Below are 20,251 nucleotides of genomic sequence, written 5' to 3'. Positions count from 1 at the left end.
TCAGAACGAACAATGGCCGGACGCTTGCGCGCCCGGCCAGTGAATGTTGTTCGTCGGTGTCAGCCGCCGAGCGCCACGAGGCGCTTCCGGTCTGATTCGGCGCGAACACGCCCGATCATGAACGCGGATGCGACGGAGACGATGGCAGCGACGAAGAGGGTCGCGACCCAGATCCATCCGCCGTCCCACGCCCAGCCGAGCCAGGTCAGTCCGACCCAGACCACTCCAGCGGTGATGCCGCCGATCGCAGGGATGAGTGCGACACCATGCGTGTCACGCTGCGGCATGACATACCGCGCTCCGATCCCGATGGCGATGCCGAAGAGCATCACAAAGAGAAGCTCCATGACCGGTTATCCGACGAAACCGATGCGGCGGGTTTCCTCGCTGCCGATTTCGACATAGGCGAGGCCAGCGGTGGGCACGATGTACATCTTGCCCTTGTCGTCGCTGATGGTGAAGAAGCTCTTGCTCGAGTCGAGCGCATCGGCGATGAGCTTCTCGATCTCGGCTGTTGACTGGGACGACTCAAAGCTGAGCTCGCGACCGCTGTTGGTGATACCGATACGGATTTCCACTTGGCAGACCCTTTCGTTGCGTTACGCCCAACATTACGGCAGTTGATCAGCTGCCCGGGCCGTGGCGCACTCGCCGAGAGCGAACAGTACGGCGCTCCCTCCGGGGGATGTCGGGGGTCGGTTATAGCGTGGTTTTCGTGGCCATCAGAGGATTCCAGATCGAGCGCGCTGAGCGCAGCGAGAGCGCGGATCTCTCGCTCGACGCGACGCAGCGGGCCATCCTGGCGCTGGGCGATGCCACATGCGCGGCGGTTTCGGGTGCACCAGGGAGCGGCAAGACCACCGTCGTCGTCGAGCTCGTGGCCGACCGAATCCTCAACCGGAACTACGCTCCGGCCGAGGTACTCGTCCTCGCACCGAACCGTCGTGCAGCCGCGCGGCTGCGCGACCGCCTTGCCCTGCGGATCGGAGTGCCGACCCCCGGCCCTCTCGCACGCACCCTGAACTCGATCGCTTTCCAGATCGTCGGGGCTCGAGCCGCTCTCGAGGGGAGCGAGCCGCCTCGACTGCTCACCGGTGCCGAGCAAGACACGGTGATCGCCGAACTGCTCGCCGGACATGAACTCGACGCGACCGGTCCGCTGTGGCCCGATCCGCTCGTCGCCGAGGTTCGCAGGCTCAAGGGTTTTCGCACAGAGTTGCGTGAGCTCATGATGCGGAGCGTCGAGGGAGGGCTCCGCCCTCGCGATCTCGACGTACTCGGAGCGAAACATGACCGCCCGGAGTGGTCGGCGGCGGCAAGATTCATCGACGAATACGAACGCGTCGTCGACAGTTTCGGTACCGGGTACCTCGACTCGTCAGAGCTCGTTGCCCAGGCGACGGCAGAACTCGACGGCGGGTTCGGGCTCGACGGCGTTCGGCTCGTTGTCGTCGACGACCTTCAGGAGCAGGGGTCTGCCGCTCTCGCGTTCCTCGGGGTGCTCGCGCGACGTGGCGTGTCGATTATTGCGTTCGGTGATCCGGATGTCGCGGCGACGACGTTCCGCGGTTCGGACCCAGCGGCACTCGGGTCACTTGGCCGCACGCTCGGTGTGCCCGTCGCGCCGCTTCGGCTCGGAACCGTCTACCGCCACGGGGGCGCGCTTCGCACTGTGGTGCAGCAGATCACCGGTCGCGTCGGAGCTGCGGGGACCGTCGGTCACCGGGCGGCCAGCGCGGCAGTGACCGAGGGGTCCGATGTCGACGAGGCTGTCATCACTCCTGTGCTCCGGATCGAAGCCACGTCGCCGGCTACAGAACACCAGGCGATCGCTCGAGTTCTCAGGGAGCATCACCTGTTCGGCGACATCCCCTGGAAGAGGATGGCGATCATCGTGCGATCTGGCGCGTCGATCGCGCAACTGTCCCGTTCGCTCGCGCTCGCCGAGGTGCCGACGACGACGCCGGCCGGCGGCAGGAACATTCGCTCGGAGTTCGCCTCCGGCCAGCTCATTGATGCTGTGGCCCTTGCGGTCGGTCGTATGGAGCCCGCCATCGAGCTTCTGACCCGGCTCATCACCGGGCCGCTCTGCGGCCTCGACCCCGTGGCACTGCGACGGGTACGACTCGCACTGCGCCACGAGGAGATCGCCGGAGGCGGCAACCGGTCAGGTGATGAGCTTCTCCTCGACGCCCTCGCGGAGCCCGGACGGTTCGCGACGATCGACTCGGCCGCCGCGCGGCAGGTCGGTCGCTTCGCGACGACTCTCGCCGAGGCGACAGCGGCGGGCGCAGCGGGAGCAAGCGTCGAAGAGCTCCTCTGGATGTTCTGGGAGAGAAGCGGACTGGCATCAGGATGGTCGGCGCAGGCCCTCGGATCTGGCTTTGCCGCCGACGAGGCAAACCGCCACCTCGACAGCGTGATGGCTCTCTTCACCGCCGCAAAGCGGTTCGTGGAGCGCAACCCGACAGAGCCCGCCGGTCGGTTCATCGATGAGGTACTCGCGTCCGAAGTGCCGGAGGATTCGCTCACGCCACAGGCGGCGAGCGACGCGGTCTTCGTCGGCACGCCGAGCGGCGTCGTCGGTGCTGAGTTCGACATCGTCGTGCTCGCCGGTTTGCAGGACGGCGCATGGCCGAACCCGCAGGTCAGGGGAACCCTGCTCTACCCGCAGCAGCTCAGCCAGGTCGTCGCTGGACTCCCGGTCGCAGACCTCGACGCGCGTGCCGAGGTGCTCTCAGACGAACTCCGTATGTTTGCCCTCGCGGTCTCTCGGGCACGCCACCAGGTCGTCTTCAGCGCGACGGTGAACGACGACGAACAACCGTCACCGTTCCTGCGGTTCCCCGCGATCCGGAACGCCGAGTTGCGGAACGCCGCCGACCAGCGGCATCCGTTATCGCTTCGCGGCATGGTGGGCGTTTTGCGCAGGCGTCTCGTGACCACAGGAGACCCGGGGGCTGCTGCGGCTCTCGCACGGCTGGCCGCCGAGGGGGTCCCCGGCGCCGACCCCACCCAGTGGTACGGACTGCTCGACCCATCGACGACCGAGCCGCTGGTCGACCTCAGCGACCCGGACGCCCGTGTCTCGGTGTCGCCGTCCAAGCTGGAGACGTTCGAGAAGTCGCCACTCGCGTGGTTCATCGACACCATGGCTGCAGCACCATCGGGCCTCGCCGCAGGCATCGGCACTGTCGTGCACGCTGCCATGGAACACGCTGGCCACATTCCCACCGCCGAACTCACCCCGGCCGACGTCACGGTCGACGCGCTCTGGGAACAGATCGACGCCCACTGGTCCGAGCTGTATTTCGAGTCGCCGTGGCTCGCCGAACGACAACGGCGCGCCACCCACAAGCTCGTCGAGGGACTCAGCCAGTACCTCACCGACTTCATTGCCGCCGGCAGTGAGACCGTGAGCGCCGAGGGAACGTTCGCCGTCGAGCTGGGCCAGGTCACGCTGTCCGGCAAGATCGACCGGGTCGAACGGATGCCGAACGGCGACGTCGTCATCGTCGACCTCAAGACCGGCAAGACAGCGCCGACCAAGGCCCAGGTGGCGCTCAATCCGCAACTCGGTGGCTACCAGCTCGCCCTCGCGGCAAACGCCATTGACGGCACGACCGCTGAAGATTCCTCCGGCGGCGCTGCGCTGCTGTACGTCTCGGGTGGAGCACGGGGCAAGAACTACAAGGTGCTGAGTCAGGAAGCAATGACCGACGAACAACGCAGGGAGTTCGCCGAGCGAGTGGTCGAGGCCGGTCGGGGTATGGCGGCAGCCGAGTTCCTCGGCGTGCACGACCTTGACGAACGCGACCCGAAAGCAGGATTCATGTACCGCATCCACCTCGTTGCGGCGGTGTCAGCGTGAGTGACCTGCCGATGGCCGAACCCCGTTACTCGGCGCGCGACATCGCGACCCTGCTGGGGCTGCCGCAGCCCACAGACGAGCAGGTCGCCGTCATCGAAGCCCCGCTCACACCAGCCCTCGTCGTCGCCGGTGCAGGCAGCGGCAAAACCGAGACCATGGCCAACCGCATCGTCTGGCTTCTCGCCAATGGCTACCTGAGGGTCCCCGAAATCCTCGGTCTCACGTTCACGCGCAAGGCCGCGGGCGAACTGGCGACACGCGTCCGGGAGCGGATCGGGCAGCTCCAGGATGCCATCGCCGATGACGAGAACGCCCAGGACATCGACGTCCTCGAGGCGCCGTCGATCGCGACATACAACTCGTTCGCCAGCAGCCTGTTTCGTGAGTACGCGCGCCTCATCGGCCGCGAACCCGACCAGACGGTCATCACCGAGGCCTCGGCGTGGCGCCTCGCTCGCGGTCTCGTCGTCGCGAGCACCGACGACCGCCTCCCGGCCATCGAGAAGAGCGTCGACCAGCTCACCGCAGCGGTTATTTCTCTGAGCCATGCGCTGAGCGACAACGATGCAGCGGGCGAAGCGGATGCCGTTCGGCGGTTCTCCGAAGAATTCCACGATCTCGTCACCCTCGACATCCACGACGGCAGTCGATCCAAGAAGACTCCGTTCACGTCGGTCGTCGATGCCGTCCGAGACGTGGACGCCCTGGGTGTCCTGCTCGAGCTGGCCGGCAGGTTCGCCGACGAGAAGGAGCGCAGGGGCTTCATGGAGTTCAGTGACCAGGTGGCGCTCGCCCTGGAGATCTGCCGCCGCGTGCCCCGCGTGATCGACGAGTACCGCTCGCGGTTCAAGGTCGTGATCCTCGACGAGTACCAGGACACCGCCGTCGTGCAGACCGACCTGCTCGCGCTGCTGTTCTCCGGGCACCCCGTCATGGCGGTCGGCGACCCGAACCAGTCGATCTACGGCTGGCGGGGTGCGTCGAGCGCGAACCTCGCCCGTTTTGCCGAGGACTTCGGCGGCAGCGATGGGGCGGGCACGTTTGCGCTGTCGACGAGCTGGCGGAACTCAGCCCGCGTGCTTGACGCTGCGAACGCCATTGTGGCTCCGCTTCCGGTCTCGGCATCGGTCCCCGTCTCGCGGCTCACCTCTCCGCCCTGGGCTGGCGACGGCGACGTCCGGGTCGTCTTTCCCGAGACCGTCACAGACGAAGCCGATGTCGTCGCTGGCTGGCTCGCCACCGAGCTGTCCCGGCCTGCGGCCAACGGATCTCGCCGCACCGCTGCTCTCCTCTGCCGCTCGCTCAAAAACGTCGCGGTGTTCACCGAGGCGCTCGCCCGTCACAAGGTCCCGTTCCACATCCTCGGAGTCGCGGGCCTGCTCGAGCAGCCGGTCATCGTCGACCTGGTCTGCGCTCTCCGCGTTCTCCACGACCCGACGGCGGGCAGCGAGCTGATTCGCCTGCTCACCGGTGCGCGCTGGCGGATCGGTGCCCGCGACATCCAGGCGCTCAGCTCGCTGGCCCGCTGGCTCGCCGATCGCGATCTGTCGCAGCAGCCCATCCCTGCCGAGGTCAAGCAGAAGCTGTTCGAATCCGCAGCATCTGACGACGGCAAGTCGATCGTCGACGCACTCGACTTTTTGCAGAACGCCCCGGCCGGCCACAAGGCTCTTCAGCAGTTCAGCGAGACCGGTCTTGAACGGATGCGAGCGGCTTCCCGCCAGCTGACGGCGCTTCGCCGTCGCTCGGGACTCGACCTCTACGACCTTGTCAATCTCGTCGTGCAGGAGTTCCTGCTCGACGTCGAGGTGGCCGCCAATGCGCACGCGCCTCTGGGCCAGCCGAGCCTCGACGAGTTCACCGACCAGATCTCGTCGTACCTCTCGGTCGACGAGAACGGCTCGCTCGGGTCGTTCCTGTCGTGGCTCGCCGACGCCGAGCAGCGCGAGAACCTCAGCCCCCGCGCTGAGGATCCCGAACCGGGGACCGTGCAGATCCTCACCATTCACGGTTCAAAAGGACTCGAGTGGGACAGTGTTGTCGTGCCGCGCATGGTCCACGGCGAGTTGCCATCGCCGCTTCGGAGCAAGCGCGGCTGGACGGCTTTCGGAGAGCTTCCGTTCGAATTCCGGGGCGATCGGCACGAGCTTCCGGTCTTCGCCTGGCGTGGAGCCGTCACCCAGGCGGATGTCGACGACGCGTACGTGCGGTTCGGCGAAGAACTCGAGGCCCGAAACGACGCCGAGCAACGACGACTGGCGTACGTCGCCGTCACTCGGGCGAAGGACGCACTCCTCGTCACCGGGTCTTTCTGGGCAACCCAGAAGCAGCCCCGTGGTCCAGGATCTTTCCTCCGTGAGATCGTCGGCGCCGTCCCGTCGAGCTGTGACGACCTCCCGGAGAGCCCACAGGCCGAGGAGAACCCGCTTGCGGCCGACGACAAGTTCGAGGTCTGGCCGCTGAATCCGCTCGGTACCCGCGCCGATGCCGTCCACGCTGCCGCAGCATCCGTCGCCGAAGCAAACTCCGCGGCAGACACCGTCTGGTCGGGAGACATCGACCTGCTGCTCGCCGAACGAAACCGCCGGATGCACGCCGAGGAGTTCGTGCCGATCCCCGATCGCGTTCCTGCGTCGCGCTTCAAGGACTACGTGACGGATGCTTCCGGTCTCGCCGCTCGCATGCGCCGCCCGCTCCCCGAAAAGCCGTACCGCCAGACCCGGCTCGGAACCCTCTTCCACAGCTGGGTCGAGCAGCGGTCAGGTATCGCGGGCGGCCAGGAGAGTCTCGATTCGGATCCGTTCCAGATGGACCTCGACCCCGACGCAATCCTCGGGTCGGGGGAGGGCACTCTGATGCCGATCGAGCAGCAGGAACGGGAGGCGCTCGACGTGCTTCAGCGCACCTTCGAGAGGTCGGAGTGGGCAGACCTCGCTCCGATCGACGTGGAACGCGAGATCAACTTCGTGCTCGAGGGCCAGATCATCATCTGCAAGCTCGACGCGGTGTATGAGCGCGACGGCAGGTTCCAGATCGTCGACTGGAAGACGGGTCGCGCGCCGAAGACGGCCGCCGAGCTCGACGACCGCCAGTTCCAGCTCGCGCTGTACCGGCAGGCCTATGCCGAGTGGAAAGGCGTCGACCCCGAACTCATCGACGCCGTGTTCTACTACGTCGCTGACGACCTCGTCCTCAGGCCGGAGAACCTCTACTCGGCGGAGGAACTCGGTCGCCGCTGGGTCAGCGGAGTGATCTCGCCCGATTCCGCAGCCTCGAGCGCAGCGAAGTCCAGCTCGGCGGTGTAGCCGTCGCCGGTTGTGCCGGTTGTTGGAGTGCCGGTTGCGTCGGTTGCGCCGGTTGCGGGTGAGCCGGATGCTGGCTGGTCGCGCGCGGCATCGTTCGCGTCGGCAGCGGCCGCGCGGGCTTTCTCGACGGCGGCAAGGTCGATCGGACCGGTCTCGATGGCATCCGTATTGTGTGTGCCGTCGTTCTCGTCGCGCGTTCCTTCAGCGTCGTCCTCGGCCAGCGCCGCCTCGAACTGGGACCGGTCGTAGCTGTCGGTCTCCATGGCGAAGCCGTGCGCCTGCGCGGCCGCCGCGGTCTGCGGGGTGCGTGAGAGCATCTCTTCGACATCTGCAACGGCCATGATCGGGCCGGTCTGGGGTGACAGCGGGTGCATCAGGTCACCGAGCACGTGATCGACCAGACCGTCGAGGAGCGCCACAGCATCGTCAATGACCTGCTGGTCCTTCGTGTCGACGCCGTGCAGCAGCCAGCGCGCGAGCTCGAGCTCGGCGTGCAGCATCGATCGCTGACTGATGAGCCGATCCGGGTGCCGTGCAGCGCTCAACCGGTAGGCGGCGAGGACGCTGTCGGCGGCCTCACCCGCTCCGCTCAGCCAGTGCAGGTCGCGTGCCGGGTCGCCAACGCGCAGCGAACCCCAGCCGATGATTCCGGTGACGATCGGGCCAACATTGTGATCGGTGACGACGAACGATTCAGCGCTCAGGGAGCCATTGATGACCGTCGGCTGGAACTGCCACAGCGACTCGTCAGCGGCGGCGTCCGTCCAGCGCTGCTTGACCGCTGCGGGGAGCAGCCGGGTTGCCGCGGCGCGCTCGATGACATTGCGGGCTTCGGTGCGGCAGTCGGCTGCGGTCAGCGACGGCAGACCGACCTCGGCCACAAACGAGCCAGGGAGAGAGTGGATGGCGGCGATCGCAGCGCCGATGGACGTCGCGACTCCATCGCCGGCCGGGATGTGCTCAGCGGGAACACCGTACCCGGGCAGGTAGTCATAGACGACAGCGCGTGTTCCGCGGACGGATGTCTGGCCGACGATGGTGGGGACCACGAACGGCAGGCGGCTGCGGATCCCGGCGGTCATGGCCTGGAGCGCGATGAGTTCGACCGACTGGTCACTCGCAGACTGATCGTTGGCGGGCACCCGGACGACAAGTTCCCTGTCGTCGCTCGTGCGAAGGAGCGCGGAGTCGAAGTCGCCGGTCTGGCCGTGACCGAACGGGCCGCTGCCGACGAGCTGCAGGTCCGCGACAGCTGAAGTTGCCAACGCGGCTAGAGTTAGATGCGATCTGGCCATGGCATCTAGGTTAGGTCGCCAAACGGGATGGCAGCCACACGCCACGCCCTTCTGAACCGGAGTGTATGTCGTTGATTCCTGGCGCGCTAGCTAATCTGCTCCTGGCGCCAAGCGCTGTCGACCGCGACGCTGACGCGCGAGAGCTGTCCGAGATTTTCACGGACCTCGCGGCAGACCCGGCGACGCGGACGCTGGTTCTGTGGCGCGGCCGCCTGGTTCTCGACGGTGATGCCGTGCGACTCAGCCCGGCCGACATCGCCACCGGGCAGTCCACGCTCGTCTATCTGGGCAGGACTATCGCCGATTCTCCTTCGCTGTCGGCCGGGACCCGGGTGGTGCTGGTGATCGCCACCGACGACGTGGCTCTCGCGATCGAGCCGGACGAGGAGAAGTGGGTCAGTTTCCGCTCGGCGGCACCGCTGGTCGGTGAGCCGTACTCGAGCCTCATGATCGAGGCTGCTGCATTGTCGAACTGGCACCTCAGCTCGGCGTTCTGCCCCCGCTGCGGGTCGGCGACCGAGCCCGAAAGCGCCGGGTGGGCCCGGCGCTGTGTGGCGTGCAACAACCAGATCTTCCCTCGCACAGACCCCGCCGTCATCGTTCTCGTGCTCGACGATGACGACCGGCTCCTGCTCGGCTCGAACATTCTCTGGCCGGAGGGGCGGTACTCGCTGCTCGCCGGGTTCGTCGAAGCGGGCGAGTCGCTTGAGCAGGCCGTCGTCCGGGAAATCTTCGAGGAGGCGGGGGTCCGTGTTGACAGCCCGCAGTACCTCGGCTCGCAGGCCTGGCCGTTCCCGCGCTCGATCATGTTGGGCTTTTCGGCTCGGGTCGCACCGGGGCAAAACCCTGCCGGAATTGAACCAGACGGACTCGAGATCGTCGACCTGCGCTGGTTGAGCCGCGCCGAGCTCCGCGCCGAAGCCGGAACCCTGTTGCTCCCCGGCTCCACGTCCATCGCACGCGCCCTCATCGAGCACTGGCTTGCCGCAGATGGCGGACCGAGCCTCGACGAGGCAGCGAAGAGCGCGCGATGACGGCATCCGTTACAGAACCAGCGGCATTACTCGCCGGACTCGACGATGACCAGCGGGTCGCGGCCGAGGCCCTCAGGGGACCCGTGTGCATCCTGGCGGGTGCGGGAACGGGAAAGACGCGAGCCATCACGCACCGGATCGCCTACGGCGTCGCGACGGGAACCTACGCGGCGAACCGGGTGATGGCGCTGACCTTCACCAACCGTGCCGCGGCGGAACTTCGGGGGAGGCTTCGCAACCTCGGCGCCGGGTCCGTGCACGCCCGTACTTTCCACGCTGCCGCGCTCAGCCAGCTCAACTACTTCTGGCCGCACACGGTCGGGGGCACGATGCCCGCCCTCATCAACAGCAAGGGCCGCATGCTCGGTCACGCCGCTGAGCGACTTCGGCTCAAGCTCGACACGGCCACCCTTCGTGACATTGCCGCAGAGGTCGAGTGGCGCAAGGTATCCGGTTTGAGTATCGAGCAGTACGCCGCGGCCGGCCGACCGACGCCGCAGGCGCTCACCGTCGAGCAGGTTGCAGACATGCAGCAGGCGTACGAGGACCTCAAGGACGAACGCAAGCAACTCGACTTCGAGGACGTCCTGCTCGCCTGCGCCGGCATGATCGAAACCGAACCAGCCGTCGCGATGCAGGTGCACGAGCAGTATCGGTTCTTCGTCGTTGACGAGTACCAGGATGTCTCGCCACTCCAGCAACAACTGCTCGACCTCTGGATCGGAAACCGCAACGATGTGTGTGTCGTCGGCGACGCGAGCCAGACCATCTACTCGTTCGCGGGGGCAAAGAGTGATTACCTCCTCGACTTCCCCTCACGGCACGCGGATGCCACCGTCGTGCGCCTTGAGCACAACTATCGGTCGACCCCGCAGATCGTCGACACCGCCAACCGGCTGATGCGGGGGAGGACCGGAGCGCTCACCCTGCAGGCCGACCGATCGGGCGACGCCCAGCCGGCGCCCGAGGTGACGGCGTACCCGCACGACCACGCGGAAGCACGCGCGATCGCCCAGTCGGTGCTGCAGCAGATCGCCTCCGGCGTGAAACCTGAGAACATCGCGATCCTCTATCGGATCAACGTGCAGTCCGCCGCGATCGAAACAGCTCTCGGTGATGTCGGAGTGCCGTACCTGCTGCGGGGAAGCAAACGCTTCTTCGACCTGCCCGAGGTGCGCCAGGCGATCCTGACCCTGCGTGGAGCGTCGGTCTCGGTCACCGGCGAACCGCTGTTCAAATCGGTGTCCGATGTGCTGCGCTCCCTCGGCTGGACCCAGAAGGCGCCGGAGACCGCCGGAGCGGTCCGCGACAAGTGGGAGTCACTCAACGCGATCATGGGCCTCGTCGACACGATGCCGCCCGGAACCACCTTCCGCGAATTCACCGATGAACTGCTCGAGCGGCAGGCAGGGCAGCACGAACCGACGGTGTCTGCGGTGACCCTGGCAACGCTGCACTCCGCGAAGGGGCTCGAGTGGGATGTCGTCTACCTGCCCGGCCTCAGCGAGGGCCTCGTCCCGATCAGCTATGCGAAAACGTTCGAGCAGATCGACGAGGAACGCCGGCTGCTCTACGTCGGGATCACCCGAGCCCGCTCGCGGCTCTTTCTGTCGTGGGGAGAACAGCCCGGTCGTGGCTCACAGCCACGTGAGCGGTCTCGATTCCTGACAGAGATCGGCATCCGCAGTGCGGGTGTTGCCGGTGCCAGGCGCGGCGCCCCGACTGCGAGCGCGCGTCAAAGCTGAGCGTCGCCGACGCGAGGTCGTTCACTCCGCCGATCAGCCGTGACTCGCTGACCCGGGCGGCGAGACCGGCAACGACGCTGATGAGGGGCTCGCGCTCGGACGACGTTTCCTGTCCGAGCAGTTGCGAGGCGATGGCCGGCCATGCCGGATCGCGTTCCGCCGTGTCTCTGGCGAGACAGTGCAGGCACGGCCCCGTTCCTGGCTCGACGAGGGGGCCGACGCGCACGCCGGTATCCGTGTAGACGAGGGCGAGGTGGGGGATGTCGCGACTCAGCCAGCGGACATAGCGGCGCGGGTCGATGACGTGGTGGGCGATGATGATGGCGAGACCGGGGCTTCGCGGGTCGTCGGGTTCACGGCCAGGAATCCCGGTCGCCGTCAGCAGGGACGCAAGTCGTGCGGCCGTCGGTCCCGATCCCTCGACGATCCAGCTCGCGTCAGGCGGTGGGCCAGGTTCGGGAAGAAGCGCGGGCCCGACCTGGCTGACCAGACGGGACACCTCGTTCTCCTCGATGCCGAGTCGGGCAGCCAGCCTGTCGAGTTCCGCCCGGCTGATGCCGGCCATCAGGGCACCGATCAGCCGTTCGACCGGTCCGCTCACCTGCTCGAGGGTGACGACGGGTGTCTCTGCGCCGATCTGGAGAGACAGCGGGTCGCGCCAGACGAGCGGATATCGCGGGTCGAGTCTGAGCACCATGCACGCCATCTTGCCCGAGCCGGTACGAGCTCCGGGAAGTTATCCACAGAGCGGGCCGGGCTCAGACGTGATCGCGCGGACTCAGACGTTCGGCGGGGTTTCGCCGTCTGTTGTCGTGCCGGTTCCGTCTTCCTCGCCGCGCAGGAGGTCCTGGAGCGCCGTGTCGAACTCGTCGGGTTCGGGCGCTTCGCCACGCGCGCTGGCTTCGAGCCGCTGGATGAGGGCGGTCGGGTCGTCGATGTCTTCGGCGGTTGGGATGAGGTCGGGGTGGGACCAGAGCGAATCGCGCTGCTCGTTGCCGACGGCATCCGTGATCTTCTGCCACATCGCGGCGGCCTCGCGCAGCCGGCGGGGCCTCAGCTCGAGTCCGACCAGGGTCGAGAAGGCGGATTCGGCCGGACCCCCGGTCGCACGACGGCGTTTCACGGTCTCAGCGACGGCATCGGACTTGGGGAGCCGGGCTGTTGCGGCACCGGTGACGACGTCGACCCAGCCCTCCACGAGGGCGAGAATCGTCTCGAGCCTGGCAAGGGTGACCAGTTGGGCGTCCGTCTTCGGCGGGATGAGCGAACCGTCGACCATCGCCTGCCTGAGTTCCTCAGGGTTCGCGGGGTCAAAGCTGTCTGCAAGGCCCTCGAGTCGGTCTGTGTCGATCCGGATGCCGCGAGCGAACTCCGTGATCGAGGTGATGAGGTGCAGGCGCAGCCACCGCGCGTGCCGGAACAGGCGAGCGTGCGCGAGTTCGCGGACAGCCAGGTAGATCTGGACCTGGTCGTCGGGGATGTCGAGGCCCTCACCGAACGCTGAAACGCTCTGGGGGAGCAGTGCGGCCTGGTTGTCGTCGAGGAGAGGGATGCCGATATCTCCGCCTGACACCACCTCGGTTGAGAGCTGGCCGACGACCTGGCCCAGTTGCATGGCGAAGAGCGCTCCTCCGATGCTTCGGAGCAGGCTGCTCGCGCCCTGCACCATGCCCTGCATTTCCTCCGGCGCCTGTTCGCTCAGGACCCGCGTCAGCGCGTCGGAGATGCTTGTCGCTACCGGCTCAGCGAGCTGGGTCCACACCGGCATCGTCGCCCGGACCCATTCCCCGCGCGTCATGAGACCTGGAACGTTGGTCAGCTCGGTGATCTGGGTCACGTCGTCGAGCCACAGGGCCGCAATGTGAAAGGCCTGGTCGAGCTGGGCCCTTTGCTCGGGTGAGGTGGGTACGGCGCTCGCCGTAGCGATCTTCACCGCCTGGTCCGTTGCCACCTGCCAGTTGATGCCACCATCAGACGCACCGCGCATGGCGTTCTGCAGCTGGGCGAGCATGGCCTGGATGCTCGCTGGATCCGACGGCAGGCCAGCAGCACCGGCGAGTTGGCTCGGGTCGACTCCGCCCTTTCCCGACAGGAAATCCCGGAGCATGTCGCGGAATTCGTCTTCAGGATTGTTGTCAGGTACGTCGGGCACTGAGGCCACCTTTCAGACATCGTGCGGTTGCTCGATCTACGCTAGTGCGTGAACCTCTGAGTTTCGCGTGGCTTCGGCTTGCCGGTGTCCGCCCGCCGCGAACAGCACGAAAGGCCGCAGTGACCCTCTATCTCCCCTCGACGCCTGAACCGGACGAGCAGTATCTGGCGACGGATGCCGACCTCGCACGCCTGGAACGCGCCCAGAAACGGTCGCAGCGTGGCTGGCTGGCGCTCGGGCTGTCGTTCGTCATCCTGCTCGCGCTCGCGCTCTGGCCGAGCTCGTATGTGATCCAGCAGCCCGGCCCGGTGTTCAACACCCTCGGAACCGTCGAGATCGACGACAAAAAGGTGCCGATGATCACCGTCGAAGGCGCAGAGACGTTCGAGACGAGCGGTGCCCTCGACATGCTGACGGTTCAGGCCGTCGGTAATCCTGAGCAGCGACCCAACTGGTTCGAAATCACCCTCGCGTGGTTCAACCCGAGCAAAACCGTTGTTCCCCTCGAATCGGTCTTCCCGGTGGGCGAGACGACCGAGCAACGCGATGCGCAGAACGCCGCGCTGATGGTCGATTCGCAGCAGGATGCCGTCGCTGCTGCGCTCACCGAACTCGGTTACGAGTTTCCCGCACAGCTGACGGTCGGCCAGATTGCTGACGGCGCCCCGGCGGAGGGGGAGCTCAAGGTCGAGGACGAAATCATGGGCGTGAATGGCGTGCCGGTGACAGACCTCGCCTCGCTCCGTGAGGCCATTGCCGACAACGGCACAGAGCAACCCGCCGCGTTCGACATCGTGCGTGCCGGCGTCCCGATGACGATCTCGATCACCCCGACGCCGGCAACGGCGGCCGACGGCACAGAAACCGGGGTGATCGGAATCGCAACCAAGATGGTCTACGACTTCCCGATCGACGTGACTATCCAGCTCGATAATGTCGGCGGCCCGAGCGCTGGCATGATGTTCGCCTTGGGAATCGTCGACAAGCTCACCGAGGGTGAACTCAACGGAGGAGCGGATGTCGCTGGCACAGGGACCATCGACGCCGAGGGTGCTGTCGGCGCCATCGGGGGCATCCGCCAGAAACTGTTCGGCGCGAAAGACGCGGGGGCCGAATACTTCCTCGCTCCCGAGGCCAACTGCAACGAAGTTGTCGGCCACGTGCCCGATGGACTGAGCGTCTTCAGCGTCGCGACCCTCGATGACGCCGTCACCGTTCTTGAGGCGATCGCCGACGAATCTGGACTTGAGATGCTCGCTACCTGTGAGTGAGCGGTGACCGCTGGGCCACAGGGCCAGAGCGGCTGATCTCCCCAATAGAATGAAAGTCCGTCCGAGTATTGACAGAGGCCAAAATTGACTTCCGCTACATCCGCAAGTTCCACAGCACCGAACAAGACTCGAGCACCGCTGGCGATTACCGCTGCTGTTGTCGGCGCCCTCGTGGTGGCGTTCTTCATCTTCGCGGGTCTGTACTCTGATTTCCTGTGGTTCCAGCAGGTTGGATTCACCAACGTGCTGACCACCCAGTGGTACGCCTCCGCGATCATGTTCGTCATCGGCTTCCTGGGCATGGCAGTGCCGGTCTACGTTGCGATTCAGCTCGCATACCGCCTCCGCCCCGGCTACGCCAAGCTCTCCAGCCAGCTCGACAGGTACCAGGAGCTCGTTGAGCCGCTTCGCCGCGCCGCGACCTACGGCATCCCCGCGCTGCTCGGCCTCTTCGCCGGTTTCTCCGCAGCCACTCGGTGGGAGACCGTGTGGGTCTGGTTCAACCGCACGCCGGCAGGAACCGTTGACCCGCAGTTCGGTCTCGACGTGTCGTTCTACATGTTCGAGTTGCCGTTCTACCGTGGCCTCGTCGGATTTGCCTCGGCCGTCGTCCTCATCGCGACGCTCCTCACCGTCGCCGTCTGCTACCTCTACGGTTCGATCCACGCCTCGGGGCGCGAACTGCGCATCTCCAAAGCTGCGCGAATCCAGATCGCGGTTCTCGCCGGGCTGTACCTCGCCCTCCAGGCCGTTTCCATCTGGCTCGACCAGTACGCGACGCTCAACCAGACCGGCGACCTCATCACCGGCGCAAACTACACCGATGACAACGCGACGATCCCCGGACGTGTCATCCTCGCCGGAATCGCTGCGCTCGTCGCCCTCTTCTTCTTCGTCACTGCCTTCATCGGACGCTGGCGCCTGCCGGTTGTCGGAACCGCGCTTCTGCTCGTGGCAGGACTCCTTATCGGAACGGCCTACCCGTGGGTGGTGCAGCGCTTCCAGGTCGACCCGAACGCCAAGAGCCTCGAGCAGCCCTACATTCAGCGCAACATCGACCTGACCCGTGAGGCCTACGACGTCAAGGACGTCGAGGAGATCCCCTTCAACGCGAAGACCGACACCACCGCCGGTGCGCTCCGCGAAGATGCCGAGACAACGGCATCCATCCGGATCATCGACCCGGCGCTCGTCAGCCCGTCGATTTCGCAGCTCGAGCGGTTCAAGAACTACTACGCGTTCTCCGAAGACCTCGACGTCGACCGCTACTCCATCAACGGTGAGAGCCAGGACACGGTCATCGCCCTCCGTGAACTCAGGCAGGACGCCGAGGACAACTGGGTCAACAACACTCTCGTCTACACCCACGGTTACGGTCTTGTTGCCGCGTACGGAAACCAGCGTTCCGTCGACGGCCAGCCGGTGTTCCTCGAGTCGGGTATCCCGACCACAGGCGCACTCGGTGACTTCGAGCCGCGGATCTACTTCGGCGAGGCCTCTCCTGAGTACTCGATCGTCGGTGCACCCAAAGACTCAACCCCCGTTGAGCTCGACTACCCGTCAGGTGAAGAGGGCAACTCGGAAACCTACAACACCTTCGAGGGTGACGGTGGGCCGAAGCTCGACAGCGTGCTGAACAAGCTGGTCTACGCGCTGAAGTTCCAGTCGGAACAGATCTTCCTGTCGGATGCCGTCACCAACGAGTCGCAGATCATGTACGACCGTGACCCGTCGACGCGAGTGCAGAAGGTCGCCCCGTACCTGACGCTCGATTCCGACCCGTACCCGAGCGTCGTTGACGGTCGAGTGGTCTGGATCGTTGACGGTTACACCACGTCAGATGCGTACCCGTACTCACGAACCGTGGGACTGTCGACAGCCATCGCTGACAGCGAGGACAACGACCAGCGGTTCGCGCTCGACAACATCAACTACATTCGTAACTCGGTGAAGGCGACTGTCGACGCCTATGACGGTTCGGTCACTCTCTACGCCTGGGACACCGAGGACCCGATCCTCAAGACCTGGCAGAAGATCTACCCGTCGTCACTCCAGCCGATCTCCGAGATGAGCGGCGACCTGATGAGTCACGTGCGTTACCCGGCAGACCTGTTCAAGGTCCAGCGGTCCATCCTCGGCCAGTACCACGTGACCGACGCCGGCAAGTTCTACTCCAAGACCGACGCATGGTCGACCCCGGCTGACCCGCAGTCGGAGGCCGCCGAGAACCTGCTCCAGCCGCCGTACTACCTGACCCTGCAGATGCCGGGACAGGAAGCTCCGACCTTCTCGCTCTACTCGACCTTCGTTCCGCGAGGAACGGGTGACAGCGCGTCGAGCGTCCTGACCGGTTACCTGGCCGTTGACGCTGACGCTGGAGCCGAGGACGGAACGATCGGCGACGACTACGGCAAGATGAGACTGCTGACGCTTCCGAAGGAAGTGACGGTTCCGGGCCCGGGCCAGGTGCAGAACGCGTTCAACACCGACCCCGAAGTGTCGTCGCTCATCAACCTGCTCAAGCAGGGACAGTCGAAGGTCCTCAACGGTAACCTGCTGACTCTTCCTGTCGGAGGCGGACTGCTCTACGTGCAGCCGGTGTATGTGCAGTCGACCGGTGAGACAAGCTATCCGCTGCTCCAGAAGGTTCTCGTTGCCTTCGGTGACCAGATCGCATTTGAGAACACGCTCGATGAGGCGCTCGACTCGCTGTTCGGTGGTGACTCCGGCGCAACCGCCGGTGACACGAATACGCCGCCGACCGACGATCCGATCGTTCCTGAAACGGATGCCGGTGGCGAGGCGGATCCTGATACTGAGGCGGGTGACGGCGGTACCGGTGGAACCGAGACCGGCGACCCCGCGACAGACGCCGAGATCAAGGCCGCGCTGGAAGAGGCCAGGACCGCGATGGCAGAGCGCGATGCGGCCCTCCAGGCCGGCGACTGGACCGCGTACGGTGAAGCCGACAAGCGGCTCTCTGAAGCCCTCGCACGGGCGATCACGCTGATCGGCTAGCGAAGTCTGACGTGTGGGGTGGTGACCGAGAGTGGTCATCACCCCATCTTCAGTTAACGGCGCTGGCGACTCCCATCTCTGCTGCCCTCGATTCGCGCGTCAGTGAGCGCCGTGATAGAGTAATTTCTTGTGCCGCGGGGTGGAGCAGTTCGGTAGCTCGCTGGGCTCATAACCCAGAGGTCGTAGGTTCAAATCCTGCCCCCGCAACAATAAAGGCCCGGAATCGGAAGATTCCGGGCCTTTTGCTTTGCCCTCTTGCGGATCTGACAAGGCGGTCCCGGTTTCGGCTCCGGCCCTCGGTCAGGGGGTGCTTCGGTCCCATGCTAGAGTTGTTTCTTGTGCCGCGGGGTGGAGCAGTTCGGTAGCTCGCTGGGCTCATAACCCAGAGGTCGTAGGTTCAAATCCTGCCCCCGCAACAATAAAGGCCCGGAATCGAAAGATTCCGGGCCTTTTGCTTTGGCGCTGTGCGCTGTGCGCTGTGCGCTGTGCGCTGCTGTAACGCTGTACGCAGGCCAGGCTCGCCGCGTGCAAGGCCAGACGCCGCGTGCAAGGCGAGGCTACGTGTGTGCGTCAGAGCGCCCGTGTGCGGGTCAGGCGGGGGAGTGCGGCGTCACGCGGAAGGAGCGACGCGGGAGGCCTGCGCAGCGCCCTCGGGGCGTGAGAAGTGCCCCCAGGCCGGCAGGATCGCAGCGCCGCGGTGGCTGGCCGCCTGACCCGTTTCTGGGGAGCTGGTGCAGCGCTGAAGAGCGCAGGGCATCCGACCGGCATGGGTCGGAGCTGTGTCCGGACGGGGCATCCGGCCTAACGGTGCAACCCCGCGATTCAACATCGATTGTCGGCGTGTCCGCGGTCCCATTGAGCTGGGAGAAAGACAGGACGTCACGGCGATGGTGGCACGCCGCGAGGGCATGCCTGACGGAGCGCCCGAGCGGTGTGCCCAGGCAGTGTGCCCGGGCAGTGTGCTTAGACCACGACGCCCTTTTCGCGGAGGAACGGAGCCGGGTTCGTGTGCTCGCCGTCGACGTTTACCTTGAGGTCGAGGTGGCATCCGCTCACAACGCCCGTGGCTCCGACCTCGGCGATAACGTCGCCACCGGCAACCGTGTCGCCAACCGCAACCGAGTATGAACCGCTCAGCAGGTGGCCGTAGATGGTCTCAGTGCCATCACCGTGGTCGATGATGACGCGGTTGCCGTACGCGCCGGCATTGCCGACGAAGGTCACGCGACCGGCGGCGGTTGCCTTGATCGGTGTTCCGCAGGCGCCGGCGAAGTCCATTCCTTCGTGGAAGGAGTTGGAGCATCCGACGCTGTTGCAAATGAGACCGCGCGGCCCGTACTTCGACGTGATGACACCCGGAAGCGGACGCCACCAGCCGCTTGCCGATGGGGCGAGGTACGCAGCGAGCGCGGTCGCGTTGTCGAAGATGTACGTGCTCGACGCGTACGCGGCGTCGAGTTCTTCCTCGCTGGTTGCTGAGTAGCCGTCCCGTTCGAGCTCTGCGAGTGTGACGTCGCCGCTCACGGTGAGTGACTGGCCCTTCACCGCGCTGCTCATGATCTGGGCGTTGGCATCTGCGACAGCGCCGTCAGAGGGGGCAAAAGCGTATGCCGGAAGGGCAACGGTTGCGAGGAGGCCGGGAATGGCGAGAGCTACGATGCTCGTCGAGCGCAGGGAGTTCCAGCGGCTCTTGCGTTCGCCCGGTAGCAGGCTCTCGGTGTCGCGTGCGACCGAGGAGGCCGGAACGGTCGAGCTGATGGCAGCATCGGCGGAGAGCCGGCGAGCGGTGGCGCGGGGAGCGTGTGCGGAGGTGGGCGGCGCAATGAATGCTGCGGCGAGGAATGCCGAGGTGTCGTTGGCGAGCACGGGGGGTTCGACGCTCTGCTCAGGCTTGGCCTCCTGGCTGAAAGCGGGGGCAGCCGCTACGACCTCTGGAGTTTCGGTCCACGCCGGTGTCGGCAGGACTATCTCGTCGATCTCGACGGGCTGGGGTTCAGCATCCGGTGCAACGGCGGGAGGGAAGACAGTGGTCGACTCGGCCTCGGTGGCCGGTGCGGTGCGCTCCACGAGCGGCGCGGGCGTGCGGTTGCGGCGGCGGCGAAGAAGCGGCGCCTCTTCCGGCTGGGCGACCGCAGCGGCCACGGCTTCCGAGTGTGCGAGCGCGGTGGCGACGGCCTGTTCGGCGAGGAGTGCTGCTTCTGCCTCAAGCGCTGCCTGCATTCTGCGGCTGCGGCGGCTGGGGAGCTGCTCACCGGTGGTGAGGGTAGGGGACTGCTGCTCGGTGCCTCGAGGGGTCGACTGGACGTTCGATGGCTGGGGGGCAGCAGTATTCGCCAAAGTGTTTTTCTCCGGGCCTCAGGGACAATTACGGGCTATTGCGTCGTCATTCACGGTAGTTCGGGTTTCTCCAGCTGAGGAGACGACTCGAGGCGCCTCACCTGGCATCCGTTGGCGCTGAAGAGGCCGGTGGACGTGCCCAAGGCTACGCTAAATCACTGGGCATTGCATCTTAAATGGCAGATTTATAACAGGTTTATAACGTGAACAATTCGCAAATAAC

Annotated in this window: 11 protein-coding genes and 2 tRNA genes; 8 read left to right on the top strand and 5 right to left on the bottom strand. The window is 65.9% G+C overall.

All coding sequences use genetic code 11. The annotated features are described in order from the left end of the window. Positions 1 to 59: 59 nt before the first annotated feature. Together C3E77_RS09715 and C3E77_RS09710 are read right to left on the bottom strand one after the other, a co-directional pair. Positions 60 to 347, bottom strand: coding sequence for a hypothetical protein (locus C3E77_RS09715; RefSeq protein WP_108391450.1), 288 nt, complete (start codon positions 345 to 347; stop codon positions 60 to 62). A gap of 6 nt (positions 348 to 353) precedes the next feature. Continuing rightward, complete coding sequence (locus C3E77_RS09710) at positions 354 to 578, bottom strand: DUF3107 domain-containing protein (protein ID WP_108391449.1); 225 nt, start codon at positions 576 to 578, stop codon at positions 354 to 356. Positions 579 to 715: 137 nt separating this feature from the next. Between C3E77_RS09710 and C3E77_RS09705 the strand changes: the two genes are divergently transcribed. Both C3E77_RS09705 and C3E77_RS09700 read left to right on the top strand, forming a co-directional pair. Further along, positions 716 to 3,871: a UrvD/REP family ATP-dependent DNA helicase gene (locus tag C3E77_RS09705; RefSeq protein ID WP_234031177.1), complete on the top strand. Its 3,156-nt coding sequence runs from the start codon at positions 716 to 718 to the stop codon at positions 3,869 to 3,871. Further along, complete coding sequence (locus tag C3E77_RS09700) at positions 3,868 to 7,176, top strand: ATP-dependent helicase (RefSeq protein WP_234031176.1); 3,309 nt, start codon at positions 3,868 to 3,870, stop codon at positions 7,174 to 7,176. Before C3E77_RS09705 ends, C3E77_RS09700 begins: the two co-directional genes overlap by 4 nt. Here the strand turns inward: C3E77_RS09700 and C3E77_RS09695 are convergent. After that, complete coding sequence (locus C3E77_RS09695; protein ID WP_234031175.1) at positions 7,080 to 8,441, bottom strand: phosphotransferase; 1,362 nt, start codon at positions 8,439 to 8,441, stop codon at positions 7,080 to 7,082. The two genes, C3E77_RS09700 and C3E77_RS09695, sit on opposite strands and share 97 nt — an antisense overlap. Before the next feature lie 95 nt (positions 8,442 to 8,536). On the opposite strand from C3E77_RS09695, the gene nudC reads away from it, so the two are divergent. Together nudC and C3E77_RS09685 are read left to right on the top strand one after the other, a co-directional pair. Continuing rightward, positions 8,537 to 9,505, top strand: coding sequence for an NAD(+) diphosphatase (gene nudC / locus C3E77_RS09690; protein WP_108391446.1), 969 nt, complete (start codon positions 8,537 to 8,539; stop codon positions 9,503 to 9,505). Then, entirely contained in the window at positions 9,502 to 11,250 is a 1,749-nt protein-coding gene (locus C3E77_RS09685; RefSeq protein WP_108391445.1) for an ATP-dependent helicase, read from the top strand. The genes nudC and C3E77_RS09685 overlap by 4 nt, the downstream gene beginning before the upstream one ends. A gap of 778 nt (positions 11,251 to 12,028) precedes the next feature. On the opposite strand, the gene C3E77_RS09680 is transcribed toward C3E77_RS09685, so the two are convergent. Further along, complete coding sequence (locus tag C3E77_RS09680; protein WP_108393234.1) at positions 12,029 to 13,357, bottom strand: zinc-dependent metalloprotease; 1,329 nt, start codon at positions 13,355 to 13,357, stop codon at positions 12,029 to 12,031. A 209-nt stretch (positions 13,358 to 13,566) separates the two neighbouring features. Here C3E77_RS09680 and C3E77_RS09675 point away from each other — a divergent pair, with 209 nt between their 5' ends. The 4 genes from C3E77_RS09675 to C3E77_RS09660 all read left to right on the top strand — a co-directional run bounded on the left by C3E77_RS09675 (position 13,567) and on the right by C3E77_RS09660 (position 18,107). Further along, positions 13,567 to 14,673 (top strand): YlbL family protein, encoded by a 1,107-nt coding sequence (locus C3E77_RS09675; protein WP_108393232.1) that lies wholly within the window; start codon positions 13,567 to 13,569, stop codon positions 14,671 to 14,673. Between the two features lie 84 nt (positions 14,674 to 14,757). After that, positions 14,758 to 17,691 (top strand): UPF0182 family membrane protein, encoded by a 2,934-nt coding sequence (locus tag C3E77_RS09670; RefSeq protein ID WP_108391444.1) that lies wholly within the window; start codon positions 14,758 to 14,760, stop codon positions 17,689 to 17,691. A gap of 133 nt (positions 17,692 to 17,824) precedes the next feature. After that, positions 17,825 to 17,898, top strand: a tRNA-Met gene (locus C3E77_RS09665). 135 nt (positions 17,899 to 18,033) lie between these two features. Beyond that, a tRNA-Met gene (locus C3E77_RS09660) sits at positions 18,034 to 18,107 on the top strand. 547 nt (positions 18,108 to 18,654) lie between these two features. Here the strand turns inward: C3E77_RS09660 and C3E77_RS09655 are convergent. Continuing rightward, complete coding sequence (locus C3E77_RS09655) at positions 18,655 to 20,028, bottom strand: M23 family metallopeptidase (protein ID WP_146188062.1); 1,374 nt, start codon at positions 20,026 to 20,028, stop codon at positions 18,655 to 18,657. Positions 20,029 to 20,251: the final 223 nt, after the last annotated feature.

Source organism: Mycetocola zhujimingii (assembly GCF_003065425.1).
GTDB lineage: Bacteria > Actinomycetota > Actinomycetes > Actinomycetales > Microbacteriaceae > Mycetocola_A > Mycetocola_A zhujimingii.
The sequence above is the reverse complement of the archived record's forward strand: the minus strand, read 5'-3'. Positions and strand labels throughout refer to the sequence as shown.

Excerpts from the sequence above, each read along its gene's own strand:
- C3E77_RS09715 (WP_108391450.1), bottom strand. The coding sequence starts at position 347 with ATGGAGCTTCTCTTTGTGATGCTCTTCGGCATCGCCATCGGGATCGGA.
- nudC (WP_108391446.1), top strand. The coding sequence starts at position 8,537 with ATGTCGTTGATTCCTGGCGCGCTAGCTAATCTGCTCCTGGCGCCAAGC.
- C3E77_RS09685 (WP_108391445.1), top strand. The coding sequence starts at position 9,502 with ATGACGGCATCCGTTACAGAACCAGCGGCATTACTCGCCGGACTCGAC.
- C3E77_RS09680 (WP_108393234.1), bottom strand. The coding sequence starts at position 13,357 with ATGCTCCGGGATTTCCTGTCGGGAAAGGGCGGAGTCGACCCGAGCCAA.